Genomic DNA, 25,599 nt, shown 5'->3' on the forward strand with positions numbered 1-25,599 from the left:
CCATGAGTAACCCAATTAAAGCCATTGTTATTAATAAAGAAGATAATAACTATAGCGCTTCATTATCTACTATCGAACATAGTGATTTACCAAACGAAAACGTATCTATCGACGTGCTATACAGCACACTTAACTATAAAGATGGCTTAGCAATTACTGGCAAAGGCCCCGTTGTACGTAGTTTTCCTATGGTGCCAGGTATTGATTTAGTGGGTACGGTTACAAGTTCCACCAGCGATGAATTTAAAAGCGGTGATAACGTAATATTAAATGGCTTTGGTGTAGGCGAAAAACATTGGGGTGGGCTTGCTCAAAAAGCGGCACTTAATAGCGACTGGTTAATCCCCTTGCCTGCTGGTATTTCACCAAAACAAGCCATGCAAATTGGTACAGCCGGTTATACCGCCATGCTAAGTGTTATAGCGCTTGAAAAACAGGGTATTACGCCTGAGTCTGGCGAAATACTGGTAACGGGTGCTAATGGTGGCGTAGGCAGCTTTGCTATTTATTTATTAAATCAACTTGGGTTTAACGTAACAGCAGCAACGGGCCGATTAGATCAAAGTGAGTATTTAAAAGAGTTAGGCGCTAAACACGTAATTGACAGAAATGAGCTTTCAAACCCAGGTAAGCCCCTTCAAAAAGAGCGCTTTGCTGCAGCAATAGACTCTGTAGGGAGCCATACACTTGCCAATATTTGTGCATCACTAAAATATGGTGGCGTAGTAACCGCCTGCGGACTTGCACAAGGTATGGATTTATCAGGGTCAGTTGCGCCATTCATATTACGTGGCATATCGTTAATGGGGATTGATAGCGTAATGCGCCCTAAAGCCGACAGAATCGAAGCATGGGATCGTTTAGCTAAATTAGTAAGCGCTGGTTATTTAGATAAAATCTCGACAGAAATATCTCTCGAACATGTAATTGATAACGCAGAGCAACTTATGGAAGGTAAAATTCGTGGTCGTGTTGTAGTTAATTGCCAAAGTTAAGATATTTACTCTGTTAAAGCCTCGTTATTAAATTTATAATGCAATTTGTATTTTAATAACGAGGCAACACTTATGAGCAACCAAGAACTTTTCAGTAATAACCCACTGCAAGGCGTAAAATTAGAACAAGTGGTTGAAGAGCTGGTTGAACAATATGGGTGGGAACTCCTACACGCTTATTTACAACTTAACTGCTTTAAAAACAATCCTGATATAAAATCCGCAGTTAAATTTTTACGTAAAACACAATGGGCACAAGAAAAAGTAGATAACTTTTACCTTTATCGTCTTAAAAACTTACCTAAGCCTGATGATGTTCAATACGAATTGCCGCCACGAGATCGTGTGATCCCAGCTGATCATAAACCTGGTGAGCCATGTGAACTTAGCTTTGTTGACGCTAAACGTATTATAGAAAAGAAAGAATCAAAGCAACGTGCTCGCGATCGCAAACAGCGTTCAAACTCGAGTAACCCTTGGGGTAACTAAAAACTTACTAATTTAAGGTCGAAGATCTATTTATAAGTAGCTCTTCGACTATCTTCTCATTAACTTCAATTATATCCGCGCTACATACAATAAATAACAATCAATATCCCCGGTTTTTCCAAAAGTCTGTTTCAGTGCGCTCTGCCTCTAATGCCACGTTAAATGTCTTATCCGCAATAACTTTGCCATTAAGCTCAACCGTCATACGCCAATCACCCAATTTATTTTCTATTGGCAGCCAAAGCGTATCGCCTAAGTAAAAGTTCCAATCGCTATTTTTAACGTATACATCGCCTTCAAATGGGTCCATTACATCGCCGTTACTATCTGGAATATCTGGATGGTAAATACAATAATGAAGCTTTTCGCCTTTACCTTTTTTAATATTTACGATTAAACCAAACTCAATATCTACCTCAGCTATTACATTTGTTGTAAATTGCTCTATTTGTGGCAACGCCTTACTTTCGCTATCCCACGTGGAGTAAATGCCGTGGCTTTGTAGCGTAACAACAGGTTTTATTTTAGCCATTAAGTTAGCCTTTTATATTACTTAACTATTGTTAGTTTAACTTTTTGAAATTTTAAAATAAAACACAATCCAATAAAGTTAAATTTCAACTTAGCGTTAATAATCTGCCTATTTACATAATTGCTAATTTGTCATCATTGTTTACACACTATTTGCACAATTGCTGATTATTGTTTGATTAACTTAATTGATCAGGTAGGCAGCAATGAAACAATACGCACTTAATAATAAAAATAGAAATAGAAATAGGGTAAATGCTTTAAAGCTCACTTCTCTGTCTTTAATTGTTTCATCATTAATTGCATGCGGAGGTGGAGAAGGCATAGCTATTGATAGCTCAACAACTACAGATTCATCCCAAACCACCACAGATAATGGCACAGGTACGAGTAGCTCAACCCAGGGTGTACTTTGTGAATATAGCTACAGTGAATATAACGAGTCAGAATCAGTACAAGCCACCAGCGCAGCAGATTGGTCATGCACAGGAACTACACGCGACTTAGTAGCTAATGGCATACCCGATCACGAAGTAGGCACTTTTCCTAATGCCGACAACCCAAATACTATTTCTGAGCAATCTTTAAATGAAAGCTACACACTTGAGCCTATAGAAACAACACAAGCAACCATGCTTGGTGGTCCTCGTGGAATGATAGGCGTTGTACTTAACGGCATTAAAATAGACGCAGGCACAGGCGGGAGTTGCGATGATTCGGGCACCGATTGCGATTTGGGCGACAACAGCGGAAACTGGAACATTGAAGCCCTAAGCCAAGACACGTTTAGTTTTGGAACAGACGACAACAACGCACACGTGCAACCCGATGGTACATACCACTATCACGGTATGCCTGAAGGCTTTGTAGCACTGCGAGGTGGCAATAGCACCACTATGACTTTAATAGGCTGGGCAGCAGACGGCTTTCCTATTTATGCACGTTACGGCTATTCGGACTCAAGTGATGCAACTTCAGCCCTAACCGCAATGACCGGTAGCTACCAACACGTAACAACCGTAAGCGCAAATCGCCCTTCTACCGATATATATCCCTTAGGTACATTTGGACAAGATTGGGAATACGTAGCAGGCTCTGGTGATTTAGATGAATGTAATGGCCGCGTTGGCGTAACACCTGAGTTTCCCGATGGGATATACCACTATTACGCAACAGACACTTACCCGTTTTTTCAACGCTGCGTTAAAGGCGAAGTTTAGTTAGGAGTAAGCTATGCCTTATATAAAATCACATCTGCTAAGCATGACTACCTTGGGTTTGTTGATTATGCCAAATTTAGCAAACGCGCATTTAATGGTTGCAGATCACGGCACGCTAAACTTTGTTGATAATAACGTGTTTATTGTACTTTCAATCCCTATGTCGGCTTTTAAAGGGGTTGATGAAAATAAAGATGGCAAAATATCAATAGTTGAGTTTAATGCTCATAAAAAACAAATAAGTAAACGAGTTACAAAGAACGTTTATTTAGCGGATCATCAGTATAAATTTACTATTGACGGACTTTTGCTAAACCCAGAAGCGTCGCATACACATAAAAGCGACAATATAGACCAAGTAACCATTACTGGGCGCTACTCTATGCCCAGTAAATTAACCAAAGTTAACTTTAACGTTAAGCTATTCAGTAACAATGAGCACAAGCAGCATTATCAAATAACAGCGACTAATAAAACGCAAAAACTTACTCACCAATTTGAGCTATCACCAACGTCGCCCTTTAGTAAGGTGTTTTAATAATTAGTAGTACTTACCAAATAATTAAGTAGCAAAGAGTACAAGTTGAACAAACTTGTGCTCTTTTTTTATCTTTGTCTTTTTATGCAGCTCTCTTTATTTAAGGGCTATTTCTACAAAGGTACAAGCTTGGGATTTTTAGGAAAGTAATACTCTTCTTGCTGCTCACATAAACTAAACTCACGGGTATTTTTATATGGGAGTTTCATAAAGCCCGCAACACCAACGTCTGTAATATTTACCGCGTATTGCATGAGTTTATTAAGAAGGCGTTTAAACTCAACTTCTTTGGTCGAATCGAGTAATCGGTAGTAATGGTGAATTTTCATTCTGTCCGGCAGTGCTTCAAAAATAATACAGCCCGTATGATGAATTTGGTTAAGCTCAAATACGCACTTAATAACTTTTTTAGGTAGCTGTAGTTGCTCGTCAGGGTCTTTACCGTCTTCAAAGTATGAATGCGGGCGGGTTATGTCATTTGCTTTCATACTTACTACTTCGTATTCAAGCTCTGGTAGGCTATCAAACTTAAATGCCCCCGTGCCATCTCGCTCTAGTTGAATAGTTTTACGGGCATCAAACAAACAGCACTTAAATAGCCCTTTTTGATTAATCGCTTGCGCAAGCATCACCGTGTTATTAATCGCATCACTAAACGCATCACCCAATGATTCGTCATGCATAATTAAAGACGATTCAACAAATAACGACTCATCTCTCCAATGAAAACTAAGCCCGCCTACTACAGGATACTTTGCTAATCGGCTTATAGATGCTAAAAATGCTTTTTCGGTATCGCCTGTATCAAACAAAAACTCTTTGTAATAACGGTCAAGTTGCGCGTCGTTTATATCTAGTAATTGTTGATTATGATCAGCCTGGCGTAAAAATTGTTTTCGTGAGCTATACACAACCGTATCTGGCTGCTCATCGCTACCATACCAAAAAGGGATATCTGCTTTTTTTTGTTTTTTAGCAAATTCAGGTAAATACGCTTTCGCCATAGTTGTAATGTTACGCATAAAGTAATCACCAGCACCATCACGTTGTGCCTTACTTTTAGAAAGCATACCGTCAATTACTTTAGCCAGCTCTTTTGGAAGCCCTAAGCTGCTTGCAGGTATAGCTTGTGCACCAAAGCGACACGACTGCGCCGACGCTAGCGCATATAACGTAGCGGCTACACCTTGTTCGTCAAATCGTGGGGATGATTGCTCCCCCGACATTTGCGCTTCACCAATAAAGTACACATCGCCCATACGCGCATTCGTTGTGCTTAAATCGCCCGACATTAAATCCATAAAGTTACTCGCAACAGGATTACCATCACTATCTAACTGTGCATACACAGAGCTACCCCAATCCACTAACGACAGCGCATCAGTGCTTGCATCCCATACAAGGTTTGAAGGCTTTATATCGCCATGCACTATAGGTTGTGGGCTAATGCCATTTTTATGACTGCGTAAATCAACCAGTACATTACGAAGCCTAACCGCGAGCGCCATTATTTGCGCGGCACTAAAGCGCCCTGTTTTAAGCGATACTTTTTCAAGGTCTTCACCAATGGCGCGTGCCATCATTAAAATCCCTTGTTTTTTAATACGTTCAAACGCATAAAAGGTAGGCACTAACGGATTATCAATTTGCGAAAGCATATACGCTTCATCTTCTAAGCGGTCACGCACACTTTGGGCAAGAGTAATACGCGAAAACTTAAATACCCAAGGTAAGCCGTTATCGTCATCTCCTGCAAACACAAAACCAAAAGCACCCGAGCCAATCATTTCAACGTTTTTATAGCCCAACACTGTTAACTGCTTAATACAAATGTTAAGCCACTGACGGTGCTTTTTAGCATCGCGGTGCGAAAGCAAATAAACAGATTGCTCTTCGTTAATGTAAAAATTGCGGATTTCTTTGGCTTTCAATACGGGCTCTCTGTCTTGTTAGTGTTATACAGTTATTTAAAGCACTCGATTATTAGTTTTATGTAATAAGATTACAATAGCGTGCGGCGTAGTTTTTCAGTTACCCATATTTACTCACCTCTAAATAATTACAAATAACCAACAAATGTTGCATCCAATAAATTATCTAAGCCGTATTTAACATAGCTGCATTAATAACAAATACATTAGATAGGGATTTTAGTCATGAGAACATTAGCAATTTTAGCGCTAGGCGCTTTGTATAGTGGTTATAGCTATGCAAACATAGAAAAATTAACCGTTTATGGTCACAGAGATGGGTTAATTGGTGAGTCAATCAGCGCATCTAGCGGTATTATTGGTCAAGGTGAAATTCAGCAGCGCCCAATGTTAAGAAGCGCCGAAATGTTAGAGTTAATCCCAGGTATGGCGGTCACTCAACATAGCGGCTCTGGTAAAGCTAATCAGTACTTTATTAGGGGGTTTAATTTAGATCACGGCACCGACTTTGCCACCAGCATAGATGGCATGCCAATTAATATGCGCAGCCATGGCCACGGACAAGGTTACACCGACCTAAACTTTATAATCCCTGAGTCTATTTCAACTATTAACTATCAAAAAGGCTCATATAGCGCAAGCCAAGGTGACTTTTCAACCGCTGGTAGTGCTCAATTTCAACTTGCTGATAACCTAAAACATCACCAAGTAGAACTCAGCATAGGAGAAGATAATTATAGACGCGCTGTTGTACTGGGATCTACTAACATTGCAACAGGTAAGCTCATTGCAGCGGCAGAATGGCAAGGCTATGACGGCCCATGGGATGATATAAACGAAGATGTAAATAAAAAGAATGCCCTACTGCGCTATGTTGGTAAAGTTTTTGATGGTGACTTATCAATAAGTGCCATGGCATACGACAATACATGGAATTCAGCAGATCAAATTCCACAGCGCGCTATATCACAAAATTTAATTACTCAATTAGGCTCTCTTGACACCACTCTTGGTGGCAGCTCTAGCCGTTATAGCTTATCGAGTAACTGGCAGGGCGAGCATATAAAAGCCAGCGCTTATGTAATTAATTACGATTTAAACCTGTATTCTAATTTTAGTTATTTTTTAAATGATCCAATTAATGGCGATCAGTTTAATCAGCAAGATAGCCGAAATATTTATGGAACAGATATAAGCTACCAGTTTGAAACCAAAACATCAGATATAAACATACAACATACCGTAGGTATTGAGCTTCGCCACGACGACATAGATAACGTAGGGCTTTATAACACACAAGCAAGAGAGCGACTTAGTACGGTTAGGCAAGATGAACTAAAGCAAACGAGCTACTCAAGCTTTTGGGAGTCTAAACTTTTACTTACTCCAAAACTTGAAGCAACCGTTGGCGTTAGGTACGACTATTTTGATACAAACGTGACTAGTATTACCGCCGTAAATTCAGGAAAAGCAAAGGATGATTTAGTAAGTTTTAAAGGGAGTTTAAATTACCGTTTTACAAATTTAGTAGCTGCATATGCTAATTGGGGACAATCTTTTCATTCAAATGATGCGCGCGGATCTACTATTAATATTGACCCTGTTACCGGTGAGCAAGCAGAGCAAGTTGACTTATTAGTTAAAAGTGAAGGCGCTGAAATAGGCGTCCGATTTGCTGATGAGCAAAAGTTTAATCTATCAGCTGCACTTTGGTGGCTAACACTCGACTCAGAGCTTTTATTTGTTGGCGATGCGGGTAACACAGAACCAAGTGATGCATCTAAGCGTTACGGATTAGAAATAAGCGCTTATTATTGGATTAACGACAGCTTTAGTATCGACGCAGAAACCTCGTTCACGCATTCACGTTTAGATATTAATGACAATAATGATTATATAGAAGGTGCTGTTCCGGTTGTTGCAAGTACAGGTTTAAATTGGCACTTAAGTGAGCAATGGCAGTCATCAGTTAGAGTTCGCCATATTGGCAAACGTACATTAACTAGCGATGGTGACGAGCGTTCGGAGCCTTTAACAGTAGTAAATAGCGCAATTAGCTATGAGCAGACTCACTGGAAAGTAAACTTTGAATTACTTAACTTATTTAATAGCACCGACCACGATATAGATTACTATTATGCATCGCGTTTACCTGGCGAATCAGCACAAGGCGTTGAAGATAACCACTTTCATCCAATAGAGCCAAGAACAGCGCGACTAACATTAAGCTTGTTATTTTAGTATTCATTGAGATTTACAGTGGTACTGTATATAAAAACAGTGCCACTGTAAAACATACCCTTAGCCAATAAGTATCTTAGTAATTAATCCGATGCCTCAACAAGCTGACTGATGTTACTCAACAATGCGAAGTTGATTTATTGAGTTAACAGCAACATGTGTTTGATAGTAATATTTATTGGTTTTTCTGCCTTTACTTAAAAAATCGATAGTTACCCGCTTCGCTTCACCTGTTACTTCAATTGTTTTACCAATAAAAAATGTGTTGGCTGATTGTCCGTATTTATCTGTGAGTTTAGCAGCTACGTTTGAATCAATTGAAATTGTAATAGCACGTCGATCACGATAGTCAGCTTCGGTATTTAAAAATACGTCACCGTACTGAGAGCCTGCAGTTTTAATATAAAACTTAAATGTACCGCTAACACCTTGTGGCGCGCTCTGCTCCGAAAGAGCTATTAAATTCATATTAGCAGTAGTGCCTTCGCCAAGCGCCGGTAAGTGTTGTACAGAGCTGCAAGCACTAAGTGTTAATACACTTAAAAGAGTAAGGTATTTCAAGATATAACATCCTTTTTTATAAGTAGATGTTAATAGTAACATTTATATATTTTAAGTTTCTATAAAAGAAACAAATTTAGCCCAGTTAAGGGCTAAATTTGTTATATTTTAAAAGTATTCGTTAAGGGGCATTTCGCTGAGAAGGATCTGTTTTAAAGCTTTTTATCATTTGATGAGGATCTACATTTTCACTATGCTCTTTTGCAGCTTTTGCCCACCAAACCAACTGCCCAAAAGTACGGTGAAAATAATTAAACCACGATGACTGCTCTTCACCAGCTTGCACAGAGCCATTATCGTTAAATACTTCTTGCGCTTTTGGAACATGGATCATTGCAGATACAGGCAAACAGCCAAGCTCTGATAAAAACGAGCGCATACTAATTGCCGCTCTGAGTCCACCCCACTGCCCAGCAGAGTAAGTAACAATAGCACTGGGCTTATATGAAAATAGTGAGCTACCAAAGTGATTAAGTAAGTCAGCGAGAGCTGGGCTCATACTGTGATTATATTCAGGGCTAACCATTACATATCCATCAGCCGCTTTAATTTTATCAGCTAAAGTATTTAGCATTGAAGGCGCCTTACCTTGAGCATAGGCAAAATGTGGTTTAAAAACTTGCTCACTTGGGTAATCAAGTGCATCTATAAGCTCAAACTCATGTTCGGAGAATTGCTCGTTTAAGCACTCCATGCAGGCTTTAGACACTCTCTCACCTAAGCGAGCAGGTTTTGGTGGCGTGCTGTTACGCACTGTCCCTAAAAACACTAAAAACTTCATATGTAATCCTCATATGTATTTGAATAACATCTAAACACTAACACTTTTAGCTAATGTGTATTACACATATCCGTTTTTATTAATTTTGAACACTAATAATTAAATTTAAAACTGCGCTTTAGCAACCACACACTGTTAAAGGTTTTTTATCATGTGCTTATTTTGTCGTTCTCCATACTTTTTGCACATTTAGCCAGTAATATGCCACAGTATAAGTACACCAAAACCTATACTGAAAAGGATACAAGTAATGGGCTCAAATAATTACAGCGCGTTTGCAATCATTATTACCGCAACAGTTTTAACTCTAAGTGGCTGCGACGACTCACCAACGAATAAAAATACTAAGCAAGTCAGTAGCTCCCTTAGTGAAGTACAAAAAACGAATCAAACAATAAATTTATCTATGTTTAAAAAAGGGGCCTTTTTATCTGAGCCTAACATTGTTGATTGCGAAACGGCGCAAGGAACTAAAACTAAGTGTTATGAGTTAATTACATCAGGCGCACCTGCAGGTAGAGAGCCGGGTCCATTTTGCCCGCGCACATCGACCGATGGCGCTGATGTAACTGGCAGTTGGTTTAGTAAAGAAGGTACTGGTGATTTAGTTGATTTGACAGGCGAATTTGTCCTAAAGCTTGATGAATACTACGGCGATGAAAAGTGGGTACTTTACGACACTAAAACAAGTAAAATTAGATATACAGCTACAAAAGAGTCTTGCGCTGGTGCAGCTCGCCCTGATGTTGAAGAGCAATATAAACAAAATTGTATTGAGTGTGAACTTTCGTATTTAGAAGATAATTTTTCATTAACGTATTTAATTCCTGTTACACCTATTCCAGCATCTGATACTGGCCGCTTAAGAACAGTAGGTATAGCACTAGACGGTACTGAGCTATCAGGGCCTGCTCCAATTAATGCAATTTTAGAGAGCTATACCATTGCGGCATTTGATGATTGTGGTGGCCATATAAATTTACACCAAGGTTATCACTATCACTCTACCACTGGTTGTACTGACTCAGCTGCTACAGAAGATGGACATGCACCTCTTATAGGTTATGCAATAGACGGTTATGGTATTTATGCAATGCGTGATACAAGCGGTAAAGAAGAGTCACTTGATGAATGCCGAGGTAATACAGATAAAGTAAGGGGTTATCACTACCACGCAGCCAGTCCTAGCGAAAATATGTTTATAGGGTGCCTACATGGAGAATCAGTTAGGCCTGCAGGTGGACCACCGGGTGATCACAATGGTCCACCGCCAGGCCATGATCCTGAAAAGCATTAAAAAGGAGTTGTTATGTTTATAAAAAGTAGTTGTTTAAGCTTGTTTGGTATGGCTTTACTTGCAGCACCCACATTTTTAAATGCTCATTCAGGGCCGTTAAATGATGTTGCAGTTAAAGCCTGCGCAGATAAAGTAAAATCTCAATCATGTAAATACGAAGGCGGCCATAACGATTTATATATTGGCAGCTGCCAGTATATGGCTGATGATTTAATGTGTGTACGAAGCCAACCGATTCAAAAAATTGATAATGAAATTTCCGCCCCTATAAAAAGCCACACTCACGAAAAAGAAAAGAGTGATTTAAAAATTAACGTTAATAAAGCTATGTAAATTTAGGGCTAATTTTTATTGATAAACTCTTAATAAGCAGCACAACCATTTTATTGTGCTGCTAACTTTTAACGATATAGATAGCTCAGACCAATACCACTCCATAACACGTTTTTTAAGGTTTGATCACCCACAAAACGCTCAGCGTTTTTATTAATTGCCATGGTGTAGCTAGTATATGCGTATACTTCAAGCTGCTTAATAACTTGATACGACACGTTAGCTGTAAGCTTAAGGTTGTTAATACCATTATGGCCCTCACTTACATAACCTGCATTAAACCCTAGCCCCGTTTGAAAATCGATATTAACAGCTTCATTTATCTCGTAGCCTTTATTTATCGCAAGCTCTATAAATATGCCTTGAGAATCAAACGAATAATATGCGCTGCTAGTGAGCTGAAATTTATCATCGTAAAAATACGATAAATCTAAGCTAACCTCATTGTCGAGAGCATTAGAGGTATTTTCACGCGATCTTAAATGGTTGTAACCAATAAACATATCAACGGTATTAAATAACTGAGTTGCATAAATAGCATTTAAGTTAAACTCGGTATAATCGTTATCAACACCCGTTGCAACCCACGGAATAATAGCTAATTCATTATAATTGAATTCAGTTGCGATTGAGGCAATACCTTTACCCGCTAAATTGTCACGACCCTCACTTACATATCGGCTTTCCCAAAGTGGATGCACATGAAAATCAAAACCGTCATCAACATAAGCTATACTTGCCTCATCTAGCTTAATATTTCCGCCAACACCTAATTCAGGCTCAAGTGCATGAACGTCTTGGGCCTGCACTTTAGCTAAAAGAGATGTACAAATAAGAGCTGCAAGCAAAGTACTCAATAACGTTTTATTCATTTATAGATACCTAAAGCCAAAATATATGCGCGTAAAAAATAGTCGCACATAGTATTTCGCAATATAAAAATAAGCTATCAGTATTTAATAATTTGAATTTAAAAGATCAGGAAATCTAGCATTCATACATTTTTTATTCGCCACAACTTAAGGGTACCAAATAAGTAAAATGACCCATAAATGCAGCAGATTATCGAGCTTATAATCCAAAATTGAATAGAATTCTGATGAACGATTTGGCTTGAAGTTAAAAAAGGAATGATTAAACCCGCAATACCTCGTATTAAATACATTGCGGTTATTAATACGAGCGCAGTTTTTAAAAGTGGCAGTTTTAAAATGACGCCCGCACCAGAGAGCGCATAAAAGCCCCAAATAGCAATAATAACTGAAATAGCTAAAGTTACATAAGTAGGATACATACTGCCCTGCTCTGCCATTTGAGCCATTTGCTCACCAGCACCCAAAAGGCGATACCAGTCAGGCCCTCCAAAAACACAGGCTACATGTAAAAGTGATGCTATAAAGCTTAAAATGCCTGCTGTAAATAACGTATTGTTATTCATGTAATTATAATTTAATGACTCATGTAGGCAACAAAGCCAATTAATAGCACGTAAAAGCTAAACCCGAGCACACAAATTAAATAAACATTTTTAGCTTTATTCGCCTTAAACGATACGTAATCGGTAATATCACATTTAAACTTACCAAAGGTAACTATTTTTAAAATTGTACAACCTGTTGAGTAAATAAAAAAACCTAAAATAGTCTCTACCATTAACCAAATAAACAGATCAAATGCAAAACTCATAACGTTCATCCAATAAACACTGTAAAAATAGCCTATCAAATATTTATTAGATTACAAACCTATTACCATCATTAAGGTGTAACAGTAAATTTCGTTAAACCTATTAACTGACCTGATTCGGTGACTACTTTTACTTGCCACTTACCAACAGAGTCTTTAGGAAAGTTTACTTTGTGTGTCCACGCTCTATAACCTAGTTCTCTCCCACCGTTTATATTTAACGTGATCCGATCAACTTCTTTTTTATTATGAAGCCACACATGAAATATTTTTTCGTTTAAGCCTCTTGGTGCTTTAACAGCAGTCCAACTATATAAACCTTGATGGTGCAGCGTATAAGAATCTAACTGTTTAATACTCCCTACTGGCTTTTTATGTTGTAAATCAACTTCATGAGCTAACGTAATATCGGTTAATCGCAGTGCTGCAGGAGGCACATAGCTTCTTAATTGCCACACTGCTGTGCTTAAAGCACATAAAATCAATACAAGAATAGGAAAACGCCACCAGCGAGCATTAGGCATTAAATTGTTTAAACTCGGAAGAGTAACCACGACAGCAGTTACAAGTGCGGCAGCTAAACTTTGGCTCGTTGTAAGGTTTAACAAAATAGGTAACGTAACAAGCAAAACAACAAATAAAGCAAAGTTATGAAACACGCTAAATAGCGTGCGGTTTCTAGCAAGTTTTTTATAATAAAAGGGATCGATAACCGATATAACTGCACACAAAGCAATAAGGGAAGTAAAAATTGCTTGAGTATGATCCCACTGCGTAACCGCTAAAAAAAATGGCAACGCAAAAAATAGGCTTTCTTGTTGCACCATTTGTAGCGCAAAACGCATTACATTAGGAGATACTGCCACACCAAACTTTTCTTCTACTTTATCACGAAGCCAATTATCAATAATTAGCCACAACCAACTAATAAGTAAAAATAACGCAATAAATTGCGAAAAAGACTCTTTTCTATCTACAAGTGCAAAGCTAGCAACGCCCGACAAAAACGCCAGCACAGCCAATAATCCAGGCCGCTTTTGCATCGAGCTTATAAACTTAGCGATTATATTTTTACAGTAATCCATGTATGAGTGTTTCCGTACGGGTACGTACTTTATTATTTTTATTCAGAGTATGATTAGTTTAACCAAGTTTAAATGAACAACAGATAGATGAATGGATTCAAACGCGTCATTTACCAGTAAATAAAACTAACCATTTTAATTAAATAAAAGCTCGGCATAGCGCGTCATTGGTACGTTTATTAATTTTTGTAACGCGTGAGCCTTAGCAAGTAATTCATCCTCACTAAGTACAGGCATTTTATTGTTAAAAGCAAAAACAATTTTATTGCCGCCTTCAATAATAAAACTAAAAATCTGTCCTGCAAATTCTTTCTCAAGAAGTTGATCGAACGCTTCTCTTTGCCCAACTTTGGTATGGCAAATATTAAGTACTAAAACACCATCAAAAGTGAGCGCATTTTTACAATCGCGTAAGTAGGATGATTGCACCTGATCTGATTCCATCCCTTCTGAGCTATATAAATCAGAAAAAATAACATCCGTTTTTATCTGCGTTTTTTCCATGTAGTTTGCCGCATCATCAATGTGAATAAACAAACGTTCTGACACAGGAACTTCAAAATATTTTATAGCCATATCAGCAACGGCTTTACGGTATTCAACGGTATGTATAGTCAGTGCAGGAAACGCATGATAAAGACTTTTTGCTATAGAGCCCGCCCCAAGCCCCATTATCATCGCGGTTTTTAAATTGGGTATAAAAAAAAGCGCAGCCATCATCGCTTGCGTATAAGCTAAACTTAACCCGTTAATATTATTTAATTTAATACAGCTTTGATAAATTTTTCCGTCAAAGCTGAGAATTAGATTCTTTTTTGTTTGATATACATAAACAGGGCCATGCTCATCAATAGTTGATGCAATACAAGTGCCTTTGATATCCACGAATACTCAATAGGTGAGGTGATGAAAAACGAGTATAACTTAGTTAACGTACTGCCATTGCTATTAATATGATTTATAGCGCTTTTATTAATTTACAAGCATTTATATACGTACTCAAAAAGGTCGGTTTATCATTTAGGTTAGATGAGCTGAAGTATCTGCTTTTATAGCTAATTAAAACTTATCCAGTGATGACTCTTAGTAAAAACAATGACTTAACATACTAAAAATTTGGCAAATGTACTGTTATAGCTATAAAAAACCCCTTTGAATATTCCTCATGTTCAACATGAATAAAGTGCACACCACCACCAAAGAAGTCTAAACGGCTAAACATCCATCCGTTATTTTTACTGATTTGTGCCTTTTTTTCGTCAACTGCTACGTAATCGAATCTAACAATAATGATTAATGAATATGACTCATGTTTTATGTGAAATTAAACCGTTTTTCTTCATATACCAATCAACGTATAAATTACTCATCCCTTAGCGCTAAACACTACTAACAACTTAAAGCAGCTGAATACCTAAACCAGCTAAGCCAGCTAAGTAAGTTGCAAGGTTAATAAAGCGCAAAGCATAAATCAGGTTTAAATTATAAAATTGGATATAAACACGATGAAAAAAGATTTTACATTTAATATTAAGAGCGTTTCACTCGACGAAAATTATCATCCATCAACCAATACACGTATCACAACCAACTTTGCTAATTTAGCCAGAGGTGAATACCGCAAAGCAAACTTGCGTAACGCCTTAAACATGATTAACAACCGTTTTAACGCCCTAGCCCACTGGGATAACACCAAAGGTGAGCGTTATGCTGTTGAGCTTGAAATTATCTCTGTTGAAATAGGTATTGAAGATGGCGGCGAAAGCTTCCCCTCTATCGAAATATTAAAAACAAATATTGTTGATCATAAAACAAATAAGCGTATTGAAGGCATTGTAGGAAACAACTTTTCATCGTATGTGCGCGACTACGACTTTAGCGTACTTCTACAAGAGCACAATAAAGGTAAGTCTCAATTTAGTATTCCTGATGACTTTGGGGTATTACATGGCAAGCTATTTCAGTCATTCGTAAATTCGGATACATATAAACAAAACTTTAAAAAACCACCGGTTATATGCCTAAGTGTGTCAGATAACAAAACCTACAACCGCACTGAAAACCAACACCCGGTACTTGGCGTTGAATACGAGCCAAATGAATCGTCTTTAACTGAGCAATACTTCAAAAAAATGGGCTTGCAGGTACGTTACTTTATGCCGCCAAATAGTGCCGCGCCTTTAGCATTGTTTTTCTTTGGTGATTTACTTAATGATTACAGCAATCTTGAGCTTATAAGCACTATTAGTACGATGGAAACGTTTCAAAAAATCTACAGACCAGAGATTTATAATGCCAACGCAACAGCGGGTAAATCATATAAACCAAACTTAAAAAACTTGGATCACTCACTAACGCAAATTGTGTATGACCGAGAAGAGCGCGGCAAGTTAGCAAATGAGCAAGGCAAGTTTGCACAAGAGCATTTTATCAAGCCGTATCAAACAGTTCTTGAGCAATTCTCTACTCGCTATCTGTCATAACAACTAATAGTAACAACCAGTAATAACACGCTTAACGCTACGTTTAATAATTAACTAAAATATACGGCATTATTTATTATGAAAAAATTACTACCTACATCTACCGCTGGCAGTTTACCTAAGCCTTTATGGCTTGCAGAGCCAGAAACACTTTGGTCACCTTGGAAATTACAAGGTGATGAATTAACCCAAGGAAAACACGACGCCCTACGTTTGTCATTATTTGACCAGCAACAAGCAGGTATTGATATTGTTAGCGATGGTGAGCAAACAAGGCAGCATTTTGTAACTACATTTATAGAGCACCTAAATGGCGTTGACTTTGAAAAACGTAAAACAGTAAAAATTCGTGACCGATACGACGCAAGTGTACCTACAGTGGTTGGCCCTGTTAGCCGTCAAAAGTCTGTGTTTGTTGAAGACGCTAAATTTTTACGCAAGCAAACCAAGCAACCAATAAAATGGGCATTGCCAGGCCCAATGACAATGATTGACACGCTTTACGACGATCATTATAAAAGCCGCGAAAAACTAGCATGGGAATTTGCCATAATTCTAAATCAAGAAGCAAAAGAGTTAGAAGCCGCAGGCGTTGATATTATTCAATTTGACGAGCCCGCGTTTAATGTATTTTTTGATGAAGTAAACGACTGGGGAATTGCCTGTTTAGAGCGCGCAATTGAAGGGCTCAAATGCGAAACCGCCGTGCATATTTGCTATGGCTACGGCATTAAAGCCAATACAGATTGGAAAAAAACACTAGGAAGCGAATGGCGCCAGTACGAAGAAGCATTCCCTAAGCTTCAGCAATCTAATATCGATATTATCTCATTAGAGTGCCATAACTCACATGTACCAATGGATTTACTAGAACTCATTCGCGGTAAAAAAGTAATGGTAGGCGCTATTGATGTAGCAAATCATACTATCGAAACGCCAGAAGAAGTAGCTAATACGCTACGTAAAGCACTCCAATTTGTAGATGCCGACAAACTCTACCCATGTACAAACTGCGGCATGGCTCCACTACCTCACTATATAGCTAACGGCAAATTAAATGCCTTGAGCGCAGGGGCAGAAATTATAAGAAAAGAATTACTAAAAGAGAATTAGAAAAGTAGCTATAAAATACAGATTGTAAACAATAACAGCTGTCGCACCATGCCATAGTAAAATCCATAAACATGGTGCGTTAGTTAAAATCTACTAACAAAATTTAGGTTAGATATTTAATTTTTTATATTAAAAAGCTCTAACCTATTTTTTGAAAAATCGATAACTGCTTGGTATTGAGTAAAAAAGGGAGAGCCTAACAAGCCATGTACTCCCTTTTCACCACCCGCCACCTGTACATGGTCAAGATTAAGTGACACAAAGGCAGGACTTTCAAACAAGGTACTACCAAACTCAATTGAATCAACTTCTATATCTCCCATAGCGTGATCCTAAGTGCCCAAGCCTGCTGCATTCTCAACATTGAGTGTCTCTTCAATGCCTAATTCACTTAGGCATCCCCTGTCTAAAACAGATGTCCCAGCGCCAGTATCTAAAATAAAACGTAACAATTTACCGTTAATTTTAGCTTCAACAATTTGGTGGCCTGTTTCTGATATTTCAAACTCAATTACAGTTTTGTTCTCAGATAAATTCATATACGTTCCTTGTTATAGAGTTTTTAAAATATTACTTACTATTTTCAGCTTCCCACAATTAATAGCCAAATTTTACTAGTCGCCCACCTCAGCGCGTTTTGTTAGGTAACGTTTATCACCTGAGGCTCAATATTTGTTAAAACATGAATGATTTCATTTGTAGTCATTACTGAATAATGAAACAGCTTATTGTTGTTTAAACTGAAAGTATTCGTTTTAGTTTGAGCATACTCCAATAAGCTTGAATCAGAATACACGCCGATTACGCCCGAATCACGGTTTTGATGATAGTCATGAAAATGGCTACTTTCATCATAAGCTTCAAATAAAACGGTATTTGTAAACACAACCATAAACCTTACGGGATCATCGCCTTTTATATAAGTTTTAAGGTTCAGTGTTAGTAACCCATCAACATACGATAATTTGTCTAAGCTCCAGTCTTGGTAATTATTTGTGACTTCATCGATGGCAGTATTCATTTAATTACCTAACGAGCCTGTAGATTAACTCGTTTCTATTTGTTTTTATTGATAAACAAACCATAGCTGAGTTCCTATTTTGGTTCAATTGATTACTGTATTTTTACGCAGAATATAAAGAAGTGTTTGCTGTTGGTTTTAATTGGCGTTTTGAAAAGGATTACTGGTGTTTATGTGCAAAATTTAGGATGAGTGCCTTTGTTATTTCCTCTAAGAAAAGAACTAGATAAGTAAAGTCGGGTCTAAATCTACATACGCCCTACGATGAATCAACTTACCTAACGACATTGAAAAGTAAGGGATCACCGCTGTTAAAATTTGCGGTGGAAAGAGAACTTTAGCGCTTGCTGTCCACCTCAGGCCGTGTTGTTATATGTACATTAATTCAAGACTATTTCAGGGTGTTCTTTAATCCCGTACATTTTTTCCATTATTTTTAAGTAAAAATCTAAAGAGGGCATATTCATTTCTTCACGCCGTATATCCACATTAGTTTCATCTTCTATAGGGCTAAACACAACTTTACCTTCACTCACGTCAGCTTGAGTACCATAGATTTGTTTCTTTCCTTGTGCAATAAGAGCTCTATCAGTTAAAAGAGCGACTTGTTGTCCGCTAACACCTTCGCCATTCAAATATGATTGCTTTAAATAAGGAAGCATTTTTACTTTAAATGCAACATCAGGTGAATGCTGTATGACTAAAAATGCTGCTTCAACTCCTTTAACTCCGACTAAATCCTTTGTTACCCAATGATGCTTTTTAATGATAGCTTTAAGTTTTCCTGTATTACTCTCATCTATTTTCATCATTTGTTCTAGGAGGGCTTTAGGTGGGCTTTGCCACCCAGCTTCTCCTATTTTATTTCGAATATGTTGATCTTCAATTTCCATTTCAATTAGTTCTTTTTGCAGAGGAAGGTTAATTTCGGCAAAAGAATAAAAAGGTATTAGCAACAGTAAAAATAGGTAACGCATCAACTGAACTCTCCTTGTACATATAACGAGCCTGTAGATTAACTCGTTTTTAAATTTGTTTTTATTGATAAACAAACCATAGCTGAGTTCCTATTTTGGTTCAATTGATTACTGTATTTTTACGCAAAATATAGAAGTGTTTGATATTGTTTTAATTGACGTTTTAGAAGGGAATACGGGTGTTTGAGTGGCTTTTATTTAGGGTAAAAACGCTTATCCTTCTTAATGCATCGTGTTTTGAAGCTTTTCTATATTATGAACAAGGCAATACAGTTGCCACACAATAAAGTAAAGGCATTCACTTTCATTTGACCTCGTAAGGTCAATTTATTCATCCTTTTATTCACTGTAATGTTCCGCTTTTTATTTAAAAGAAAGCCGGTTCGATACAGCTGAGTCGTTTGCCATTCTTTAATAAACAGCCATTGTCGTCCGATTGAGCTGTCTATTTTTTCTTCCCTTTTGTCTACATAGTTAAGCTTTTTACGTGATTCATTATTTATAACAATGCACTCTTCATACTGTTTTTATTGGCCTTTTTCGTAATAGTTAGGATGGGTGTCATCCTAATTTTGCTCATCATACTGAGCTACTGTTCATATTGTAAATTTTAGTTTTCATCTTGTAATTCTAGGTCTGTTATCGTTACGGATGTCTCACCGTAATTCTTAGCTCTTACTTTCATTAACTCCTTTAACCTGGTTATTTCTCTAGGTGAAAGTCTGAACTTTCCACCTGTGTTCGCGTCTTTAGTGACTTTATCGGTCAATGCATAATTTCTTGATATTCCTATTGATGCTGCTGAGTTAGTAGACATGCCCCCACCAAAGACTCTTTTACTTCCAAATAGATCAGCAATTGCCCAATTACTTACAATGGGTTCAATTTTATCCGACTTATTTATTATTTCTTGGGTTGTTTTATCAGCAAATTGCAACAGATGAACTTTGAGGTCATTGCTAAAATTAGGAAAATAATCAGCATTTCTCGCATAATAACTAGAGACCTCTAAACTATTTAGAGAATCAATTTTTGTACCTCTATTCGAATTGACAAAATCTGTTGCATTATTTTTTAATAACTTATATACATTTTCACCTGAAAAGGCTTTTTTATTGATATTTGGGCTGCCGATATACCCTTGATATAATCCATAAATAATTAAAGGTTCTTTACTATAGTTTTTATCTAAAATCCCATACTGTATGTCACTGAGACTCAACTGAAGACTACCAATATTTACTAGCTTTTTATCCAATAGTGAGTCAGGACCAGTTAATATTTTTTCTAAACTAACTATTGGATACCGCTTAACAATTTCGTTAATTAAAGTAATGTTATAAAGATTAAGCCAATAGGCCAATTGCTCTTGTTTTGAATATAAATTAAGGTTGTTTTTCTCGGGCAATGATTCTAAATATTTTTTAACATCATTGACTAAACTTTTTTGTTTAGGGGATTTTATCAACTCATATGTGAATCTGTTACTTTCATTATGGGTAGCACTGGGAAAAACATTTCTTAACTTAGTACCTATCGGAGGTTCGTCAAGTTTAGCATTTTCTCTTCTGGATGGACCCATATCAAGAACATTCGATTCTAATAATATATCCACAGGTTCAAAGTTTATTGTTAACTTAGATTTAGGTGAATAAACGCTAAATTGAGGGTAGGCTTTATCTTCAGCGAGAAGATATTTTGGGGCACTTAAAAGCAATAACAAACAGCTAAACTTGATCAATAAACTAACTAATTTAAATAAACTCATAAAAAATCCTTATTTTGAGTAGAATAGCCCATATTCTTCATGAGCAACATAACGAGCCTTTAGATTAACTCGTTTTTTATTTATTTTTATTGATAAACAAACCATAGCTGAGTTCCTATTTTGGTTCAATTGATTACTGTATTTTTACGCAAAATATAGAAGTGTTTGATATTGTTTTAATTGACGTTTTAGAAGGGGTTGCGGCTGGTTGAGTAGCTTTAATTTAGGGTAAAAGGGCTTACCCTTCTTAATGCATCGTGTTTTGCAACTTTTCTATTTTATAAACAAGGCAATACAGTTGCCACACAATAAAGTAAAGGCATTCGTTTTCATCTGACCTCGTAAGGTCAGTTTGTTCACCCCTTTATTCACTGTAATGTTCCGCTTTTTATTTAAAGGAAAGCCGGTTCGATACAGCCGAGTCGTTTGCCATTATTTAATCGAGAAAGTGGTGCTTATCAGGGTAAACGGATGATACGAGGTGGACGGCAAAAAATTAGAACCGCAATGTATATGGTAATGATGTCAGCTATCCAATGTAACCCTAAATTTAAAGCTATTTATCATCGGCTAGCCGCGGCAGGGAAATCTAAAAAAGTGGCTATTATTGCCTGTATAAGAAAGCTTATAGTAATCATAAATTCTATGGTGAGGGATGGTGTCATGTGGGATCCTAAAATGGTTTGAAATTAGGAATTGACACCATAGTCACTTGTTATGTGAATTTATATACTGAGCCTGACTTACTGCAAGTCAATTGACCAGTGATAATGCGCTTCATATTTGTTGGGCCATAAGTACATTTAGCTTCTTTATCAATTTTTTCGAAACGGTAAGAAAATGATTTTTTGTTTTTATCGTATTTAGACACAAATACATACTTAAATTTAGGATCTAGTGCAAACTCAATATTTAAAACTTGGTCTACCGGAAACTCCATAAATTCTTGGTAGACCATGCGAATTGATAAGTCATTTTTACCGCTAGGTAAAAGTACAGACATCGCAGACCCTTGCATCGATTTTCTTTGCCACGACTCTTCACCATTCACATATAGCAATACTGCCCTATTCACACCATCGTCGTTCATCCAAACTTCAACAGCGTTTGGAGCATTAGTAAATGATTTTGGTGAGTTGTATTCAGCTACAGTGGTTTGGCAACCAACTAGAAACAGTACGAAAGTAGCAATGGCTAAAAATCTCAAAGAAACCTCCTTATTCACATAACGCCCGCATAAGCTGTGGAGCATATTGGACGCTTTTTGCATCATTTTCTTTTAAGCAAAAAATCGGACAATGTGTGACGTCAGATTTAATGCGCTTGTTAGTTTTCATTTGTCAGCATACACCTGATAAGCTTTGCAAATGAGCGATCTAGATCTTCAGAACAATTTGATTCTATCTGAGACAAATTTTCAATAGATTCTTTTTGGCTCTTTGCTATAGGGTATTCTCCCACTTTAGATTTCATATTGTTTAACTTATCGCAAAGCTGGTCATAATAGTTTTCTGTTATGTCACCATTAGCCAAAAAACGCTTAGCTGTAGATATAGCCACGAAAAAGCTGCCTGACTTTAAGTGTGCTAACGACAACTTATCTATAGCAATAAGCAACTCATCATAATGTTGAAGCGATGTAGAAAGCCAAAATTCACTAGATAAATACCTATTTATGCTTTGGCGTAACCTCAAAGGTTTGGGAAAGTGACCTCTATATACGGTCTCATCAATATTTTTACTCCAATATGCATTAACATATCTGGTGTAAAATCGCTTTGACAGGCTAACATCATATTCAACTTTTTCTAACCACATAAGATATCGGTTCAATACTGTTATGCGCTGAGTTGGTTGTAGGCAACTAAAGATTGTTGATGTATTTTCAGTCCCCTGCATACCATTTGCTTTAAAGTACTCAAAGATCAATGAGGTACAAACTGAAGAAAGGTAGCTAAATGACATGTCTAGCTCCTCACCTGTAATGTTGCCATGTTCAGCAACATGCGCCCCTTTATTTCCAATTAACCTCAAGCTATGTAGCTCTTCGTAAAAAGTACTGTCAAATTCACTATTTTCTTTAATTAGTTCAATCTTCTTATAAACTGGGAGTTTCAACCACTTTTCCAAGTTAACTGTGCTGGGAATAAACTGAAAGAACAAATGCTCAAGCAGCAGTTCGATACAACTTCTAACAGCTACCGCACGATATTTTAGCTTCATAGCAGTATCTGTAACATCTGCTAAGTACTCTTCTTTTATACTCTCCGGGAATAAAATACTTTCCATTTTCACTCCATTGAAAACTAACGCCCTGTTAACAGGCAATAAAATAGTTGGTTAAAATAAGCGACGAAGGTGCAAAAACCAACTGTTTTTTGTCCTTGTTTAACAGCTTGTTAGGCATTTTTTGCCAATTCGAATGCTTCTAGTAAAGGCAGAAGTTTATCTTCTATTTTCTTTTCTCGATTACTAGTTCTAACACCGTCTATAACATCAGTTGAATACCCTTTAATATATGTAGGTGGTAGATGTGCAGCTTCTCTTTCAAAATTGAAAACACATACCCCCTGAAACGTAGATTTATCATCGTCTTTGTCACATGTATAGGTGTAGGTTAAAACACCATCGGTTTCATTAATAAAGGTAGCCTTAGAAATCCACTGGGCGTAAGACTCACCGTTTTCTTTAAAAGCTTCACCACGAATAACAAGGTGATTTAAAGTTTGGTCGAAAGATTCAACCGTTATGATTTTTTCATTGTTAGAACCTTTAAACTCACCAACCCAAGTGCCGTTAAGGAAAGAAGCACCTAACAAGTGTTTTTTAAGCCACAACCAATTTCGAGCAAGACTCGATAATATTTTGGCAAATAAATTGTAAATACCAACCGCTGAAAGTAACGTTACAATTGGTTTAGCTACACCAAATTGATTGAGAAAAGGAGCTACATTCTCAATCATAAAATACATAACCATTACAGTAGCAACGGTCACATATGAATGGAATTTATGCTCAGAAGTCATGAGTTACCCTTAAATGCCTAACGCCCTAATAATGGGCTAAAAATAGTTTGCTAAAATGTTGAGGAACGAAAACAGCGAACTGTTTTTAGTCCTTATTTATTAGCTTGTTAGCTTGTTAGCTTGTTAGCTTACGCCTAGTACAGACCTAAACTCATTAGCTAACCCATTAATTGTTGACTTAATTTGGGTGTTAACTTCTTTGTGTATACTATCCCATTTATCAAGCATATCTTTACCACTTTCCCTTTCAACTTCATTCATAAACTCAAATGCAGTTTTTTGCATGTTTTTAATAATACTTGTAATGTTTTCACTTAACTTTTCAGAAAGATATAGTGAATTCAATTGATGGTAAATTCTCAATTGCTCTAGGTCATTAGCCACACTTAATCGTTTTCCTTCTTTCTCTGCAAGTGTACGAGCCTGAAACACCGTAGTGTAATCCTCTAAAGACGAAAATAGCTCCCACATATACTTATGAATAGTAAATATACTTTCTGCCTGTTTTTCATGAAGATGGCTGATCTGAACATTCGATTTTATTTCAGAAATTTTCAGTGTGGTTTTTAATTCTTCTAACTCGCTATTTGATTGTCGAGTTAGATCATTCTTATATGTAGATAATTTCAAATCATATTCGTATTTCAGTTGTCCTTTGATTTTTTCACTTAAATAGTTTTTTACCAAAAAGACTAGAAATCCAGTAAGTCCACCACTTACTAAAATAGAAGTTACCAATTGAATTACAAACTCAGACACCAAACTCTCCTTAGTAAGCTAACGCCCATAATAACGGGCTAAAAATTGTGGGCTAAAATAGCGGAGCGATAGCCCACTGTTTTTAGTCCTTTTAATTTGTTTGTTAGCAGTGCACTACACAACTGCTAGAATCCTCATTTATATAGCCGTAACCTTCAATGACAACTGATTTAGGTTTTAACCCATAAACTGCGATTGAAGTTGCTACAATTGGAAAATTAAGCTTAGTTAAGTCAGCTTTACTTGGTTTAGAAATACCAAACCAAAAACCTACAACCTCATCTTTTACGAACATACATGGTTGAGAATATTCAATTTCAGTTAAACCGTAATTTATAAAACCAACAAACTCATAGCCTTCTGAATCTAGAAATTTAGTTTTGACGATAATTTTTGAATTAGGATCTAAAGCATCACTTTCATTTGCAGGAACAATAACGGTTTCATCAAAACTATCATTTTTCCACATAGGAAATTGCCAGACAGTATGATCCGATAAGTCTTGAACTGTGATTTCCCAAATTTGCTTGTTCATAACTTCCTTGTACTGCTAACGCCTCATTAAGAGGCTAAAAATAGTTGGTTAAAATAAGCGACGCAGGAGCAAAAACCAACTGTTTTTTGTCCTGCTTTAATGACTTATAGTTCGACCAAGCCACTTAATTTAAAAGTAACTGACTATTATATTAAGTGGAATATGCTTCTGTTGGTTACGAATATTGAATGCCAAACATCTAATGTTTTTAACAAGACGTTCGAGCCAA

The 25,599-nt window shown here is 37.0% G+C and carries 26 protein-coding genes and 2 pseudogenes; 10 read left to right on the forward strand and 18 right to left on the reverse strand.

The window, feature by feature from the left end:
* The first annotated feature begins 2 nt into the window (after positions 1-2).
* The gene (locus tag BW142_RS19230) at positions 3-995 is read left to right on the forward strand and encodes an MDR family oxidoreductase (RefSeq protein ID WP_076926000.1); all 993 of its coding nucleotides are present in this window, start codon (positions 3-5) and stop codon (positions 993-995) included.
* A gap of 72 nt (positions 996-1,067) precedes the next feature.
* Positions 1,068-1,484 (forward strand): VF530 family protein, encoded by a 417-nt coding sequence (locus BW142_RS19235; protein ID WP_024599091.1) that lies wholly within the window; start codon positions 1,068-1,070, stop codon positions 1,482-1,484.
* A gap of 100 nt (positions 1,485-1,584) precedes the next feature.
* Here BW142_RS19235 and BW142_RS19240 read toward each other — a convergent pair whose 3' ends face one another.
* On the reverse strand, positions 1,585-2,016 hold the full coding sequence (locus BW142_RS19240) for a DUF3859 domain-containing protein (protein ID WP_076926002.1): 432 nt from the start codon (positions 2,014-2,016) through the stop codon (positions 1,585-1,587).
* Between the two features lie 205 nt (positions 2,017-2,221).
* On the opposite strand from BW142_RS19240, the gene BW142_RS19245 reads away from it, so the two are divergent.
* Together BW142_RS19245 and BW142_RS19250 are read left to right on the forward strand one after the other, a co-directional pair.
* Entirely contained in the window at positions 2,222-3,235 is a 1,014-nt protein-coding gene (locus BW142_RS19245) for a YHYH protein (protein WP_076926003.1), read from the forward strand.
* Between the two features lie 13 nt (positions 3,236-3,248).
* The gene (locus tag BW142_RS19250) at positions 3,249-3,773 is read left to right on the forward strand and encodes a hypothetical protein (protein WP_076926004.1); all 525 of its coding nucleotides are present in this window, start codon (positions 3,249-3,251) and stop codon (positions 3,771-3,773) included.
* A gap of 113 nt (positions 3,774-3,886) precedes the next feature.
* On the opposite strand, the gene BW142_RS19255 is transcribed toward BW142_RS19250, so the two are convergent.
* Positions 3,887-5,704 carry a serine/threonine protein kinase gene (locus tag BW142_RS19255; RefSeq protein WP_076926006.1) on the reverse strand — a complete coding sequence of 606 codons (1,818 nt, stop codon included), beginning with the start codon at positions 5,702-5,704 and terminating at the stop codon, positions 3,887-3,889.
* 225 nt (positions 5,705-5,929) lie between these two features.
* Here BW142_RS19255 and BW142_RS19260 point away from each other — a divergent pair, with 225 nt between their 5' ends.
* Entirely contained in the window at positions 5,930-7,945 is a 2,016-nt protein-coding gene (locus BW142_RS19260) for a TonB-dependent receptor (protein ID WP_076926007.1), read from the forward strand.
* Between the two features lie 114 nt (positions 7,946-8,059).
* Here BW142_RS19260 and BW142_RS19265 read toward each other — a convergent pair whose 3' ends face one another.
* Together BW142_RS19265 and BW142_RS19270 are read right to left on the reverse strand one after the other, a co-directional pair.
* Positions 8,060-8,506, reverse strand: coding sequence for a hypothetical protein (locus tag BW142_RS19265; protein WP_076926008.1), 447 nt, complete (start codon positions 8,504-8,506; stop codon positions 8,060-8,062).
* A gap of 121 nt (positions 8,507-8,627) precedes the next feature.
* Positions 8,628-9,287: an NAD(P)H-dependent oxidoreductase gene (locus tag BW142_RS19270; RefSeq protein WP_076926010.1), complete on the reverse strand. Its 660-nt coding sequence runs from the start codon at positions 9,285-9,287 to the stop codon at positions 8,628-8,630.
* 250 nt (positions 9,288-9,537) lie between these two features.
* On the opposite strand from BW142_RS19270, the gene BW142_RS19275 reads away from it, so the two are divergent.
* Both BW142_RS19275 and BW142_RS19280 read left to right on the forward strand, forming a co-directional pair.
* A complete protein-coding gene (locus BW142_RS19275) occupies positions 9,538-10,584 on the forward strand; it encodes a YHYH protein (protein ID WP_076926011.1) in 1,047 nt (348 codons plus the stop codon).
* 12 nt (positions 10,585-10,596) lie between these two features.
* Positions 10,597-10,917 carry a hypothetical protein gene (locus tag BW142_RS19280; protein ID WP_076926012.1) on the forward strand — a complete coding sequence of 107 codons (321 nt, stop codon included), beginning with the start codon at positions 10,597-10,599 and terminating at the stop codon, positions 10,915-10,917.
* A 68-nt stretch (positions 10,918-10,985) separates the two neighbouring features.
* Here the strand turns inward: BW142_RS19280 and BW142_RS19285 are convergent, their stop codons facing one another.
* The 5 genes from BW142_RS19285 to BW142_RS19305 form a co-directional block, all read right to left on the reverse strand.
* Positions 10,986-11,789: a hypothetical protein gene (locus BW142_RS19285; protein WP_076926013.1), complete on the reverse strand. Its 804-nt coding sequence runs from the start codon at positions 11,787-11,789 to the stop codon at positions 10,986-10,988.
* A gap of 122 nt (positions 11,790-11,911) precedes the next feature.
* Positions 11,912-12,355 carry a hypothetical protein gene (locus tag BW142_RS19290; protein ID WP_076926014.1) on the reverse strand — a complete coding sequence of 148 codons (444 nt, stop codon included), beginning with the start codon at positions 12,353-12,355 and terminating at the stop codon, positions 11,912-11,914.
* A gap of 11 nt (positions 12,356-12,366) precedes the next feature.
* A complete protein-coding gene (locus BW142_RS19295; protein WP_076926026.1) occupies positions 12,367-12,603 on the reverse strand; it encodes a hypothetical protein in 237 nt (78 codons plus the stop codon).
* Between the two features lie 71 nt (positions 12,604-12,674).
* Complete coding sequence (locus BW142_RS19300) at positions 12,675-13,688, reverse strand: DUF5924 family protein (RefSeq protein ID WP_076926015.1); 1,014 nt, start codon at positions 13,686-13,688, stop codon at positions 12,675-12,677.
* A gap of 135 nt (positions 13,689-13,823) precedes the next feature.
* Positions 13,824-14,573: an ATP-binding protein gene (locus BW142_RS19305; RefSeq protein WP_076926016.1), complete on the reverse strand. Its 750-nt coding sequence runs from the start codon at positions 14,571-14,573 to the stop codon at positions 13,824-13,826.
* 620 nt (positions 14,574-15,193) lie between these two features.
* On the opposite strand from BW142_RS19305, the gene BW142_RS19310 reads away from it, so the two are divergent.
* Entirely contained in the window at positions 15,194-16,171 is a 978-nt protein-coding gene (locus tag BW142_RS19310; RefSeq protein WP_007377131.1) for a DUF1852 domain-containing protein, read from the forward strand.
* 78 nt (positions 16,172-16,249) lie between these two features.
* Entirely contained in the window at positions 16,250-17,284 is a 1,035-nt protein-coding gene (locus BW142_RS19315; RefSeq protein ID WP_076926017.1) for a methionine synthase, read from the forward strand.
* Positions 17,285-17,400: 116 nt separating this feature from the next.
* Here the strand turns inward: BW142_RS19315 and BW142_RS20940 are convergent.
* The 4 genes and pseudogenes from BW142_RS20940 to BW142_RS19340 all read right to left on the reverse strand — a co-directional run bounded on the left by BW142_RS20940 (position 17,401) and on the right by BW142_RS19340 (position 21,050).
* Positions 17,401-17,823: pseudogene (locus BW142_RS20940) on the reverse strand (retropepsin-like aspartic protease).
* Positions 17,824-17,924: 101 nt separating this feature from the next.
* Entirely contained in the window at positions 17,925-18,305 is a 381-nt protein-coding gene (locus tag BW142_RS19325; protein WP_024599073.1) for a hypothetical protein, read from the reverse strand.
* 380 nt (positions 18,306-18,685) lie between these two features.
* Positions 18,686-19,282, reverse strand: a complete 597-nt coding sequence (locus BW142_RS19335) for a DUF6624 domain-containing protein (RefSeq protein ID WP_076926018.1) — start codon at positions 19,280-19,282, stop codon at positions 18,686-18,688.
* 610 nt (positions 19,283-19,892) lie between these two features.
* The gene (locus BW142_RS19340) at positions 19,893-21,050 is read right to left on the reverse strand and encodes a DUF547 domain-containing protein (RefSeq protein WP_076926019.1); all 1,158 of its coding nucleotides are present in this window, start codon (positions 21,048-21,050) and stop codon (positions 19,893-19,895) included.
* 429 nt (positions 21,051-21,479) lie between these two features.
* Between BW142_RS19340 and BW142_RS19345 the strand changes: the two are divergent.
* A pseudogene (locus BW142_RS19345) lies at positions 21,480-21,737 on the forward strand (transposase); the annotation flags it as partial.
* 28 nt (positions 21,738-21,765) lie between these two features.
* Here the strand turns inward: BW142_RS19345 and BW142_RS19350 are convergent.
* The 5 genes from BW142_RS19350 to BW142_RS19370 form a co-directional block, all read right to left on the reverse strand.
* Positions 21,766-22,257: a hypothetical protein gene (locus BW142_RS19350; RefSeq protein ID WP_076926020.1), complete on the reverse strand. Its 492-nt coding sequence runs from the start codon at positions 22,255-22,257 to the stop codon at positions 21,766-21,768.
* 119 nt (positions 22,258-22,376) lie between these two features.
* Positions 22,377-23,339 (reverse strand): DUF4145 domain-containing protein, encoded by a 963-nt coding sequence (locus BW142_RS19355; protein ID WP_076926021.1) that lies wholly within the window; start codon positions 23,337-23,339, stop codon positions 22,377-22,379.
* A gap of 110 nt (positions 23,340-23,449) precedes the next feature.
* Positions 23,450-24,076, reverse strand: coding sequence for a hypothetical protein (locus BW142_RS19360; protein ID WP_076926022.1), 627 nt, complete (start codon positions 24,074-24,076; stop codon positions 23,450-23,452).
* A 123-nt stretch (positions 24,077-24,199) separates the two neighbouring features.
* Positions 24,200-24,835 (reverse strand): hypothetical protein, encoded by a 636-nt coding sequence (locus tag BW142_RS19365; protein WP_076926023.1) that lies wholly within the window; start codon positions 24,833-24,835, stop codon positions 24,200-24,202.
* A gap of 103 nt (positions 24,836-24,938) precedes the next feature.
* Positions 24,939-25,370, reverse strand: coding sequence for a hypothetical protein (locus tag BW142_RS19370; protein ID WP_076926024.1), 432 nt, complete (start codon positions 25,368-25,370; stop codon positions 24,939-24,941).
* Positions 25,371-25,599: the final 229 nt, after the last annotated feature.

Source organism: Pseudoalteromonas sp. EB27, assembly GCF_001974875.1.
GTDB lineage: Bacteria > Pseudomonadota > Gammaproteobacteria > Enterobacterales > Alteromonadaceae > Pseudoalteromonas.

Excerpts from the sequence above, each read along its gene's own strand:
- BW142_RS19235 (WP_024599091.1), top strand. The coding sequence starts at position 1,068 with ATGAGCAACCAAGAACTTTTCAGTAATAACCCACTGCAAGGCGTAAAA.
- BW142_RS19360 (WP_076926022.1), bottom strand. The coding sequence starts at position 24,076 with ATGACTTCTGAGCATAAATTCCATTCATATGTGACCGTTGCTACTGTA.
- BW142_RS19290 (WP_076926014.1), bottom strand. The coding sequence starts at position 12,355 with ATGAATAACAATACGTTATTTACAGCAGGCATTTTAAGCTTTATAGCA.
- BW142_RS19250 (WP_076926004.1), top strand. The coding sequence starts at position 3,249 with ATGCCTTATATAAAATCACATCTGCTAAGCATGACTACCTTGGGTTTG.
- BW142_RS19230 (WP_076926000.1), top strand. The coding sequence starts at position 3 with ATGAGTAACCCAATTAAAGCCATTGTTATTAATAAAGAAGATAATAAC.
- BW142_RS19240 (WP_076926002.1), bottom strand. The coding sequence starts at position 2,016 with ATGGCTAAAATAAAACCTGTTGTTACGCTACAAAGCCACGGCATTTAC.
- BW142_RS19300 (WP_076926015.1), bottom strand. The coding sequence starts at position 13,688 with ATGGATTACTGTAAAAATATAATCGCTAAGTTTATAAGCTCGATGCAA.
- BW142_RS19245 (WP_076926003.1), top strand. The coding sequence starts at position 2,222 with ATGAAACAATACGCACTTAATAATAAAAATAGAAATAGAAATAGGGTA.
- BW142_RS19370 (WP_076926024.1), bottom strand. The coding sequence starts at position 25,370 with ATGAACAAGCAAATTTGGGAAATCACAGTTCAAGACTTATCGGATCAT.
- BW142_RS19285 (WP_076926013.1), bottom strand. The coding sequence starts at position 11,789 with ATGAATAAAACGTTATTGAGTACTTTGCTTGCAGCTCTTATTTGTACA.
- BW142_RS19275 (WP_076926011.1), top strand. The coding sequence starts at position 9,538 with ATGGGCTCAAATAATTACAGCGCGTTTGCAATCATTATTACCGCAACA.
- BW142_RS19325 (WP_024599073.1), bottom strand. The coding sequence starts at position 18,305 with ATGAATACTGCCATCGATGAAGTCACAAATAATTACCAAGACTGGAGC.
- BW142_RS19355 (WP_076926021.1), bottom strand. The coding sequence starts at position 23,339 with ATGGAAAGTATTTTATTCCCGGAGAGTATAAAAGAAGAGTACTTAGCA.
- BW142_RS19310 (WP_007377131.1), top strand. The coding sequence starts at position 15,194 with ATGAAAAAAGATTTTACATTTAATATTAAGAGCGTTTCACTCGACGAA.
- BW142_RS19270 (WP_076926010.1), bottom strand. The coding sequence starts at position 9,287 with ATGAAGTTTTTAGTGTTTTTAGGGACAGTGCGTAACAGCACGCCACCA.
- BW142_RS19280 (WP_076926012.1), top strand. The coding sequence starts at position 10,597 with ATGTTTATAAAAAGTAGTTGTTTAAGCTTGTTTGGTATGGCTTTACTT.
- BW142_RS19335 (WP_076926018.1), bottom strand. The coding sequence starts at position 19,282 with ATGCGTTACCTATTTTTACTGTTGCTAATACCTTTTTATTCTTTTGCC.
- BW142_RS19340 (WP_076926019.1), bottom strand. The coding sequence starts at position 21,050 with ATGAGTTTATTTAAATTAGTTAGTTTATTGATCAAGTTTAGCTGTTTG.
- BW142_RS19260 (WP_076926007.1), top strand. The coding sequence starts at position 5,930 with ATGAGAACATTAGCAATTTTAGCGCTAGGCGCTTTGTATAGTGGTTAT.
- BW142_RS19315 (WP_076926017.1), top strand. The coding sequence starts at position 16,250 with ATGAAAAAATTACTACCTACATCTACCGCTGGCAGTTTACCTAAGCCT.
- BW142_RS19295 (WP_076926026.1), bottom strand. The coding sequence starts at position 12,603 with ATGAGTTTTGCATTTGATCTGTTTATTTGGTTAATGGTAGAGACTATT.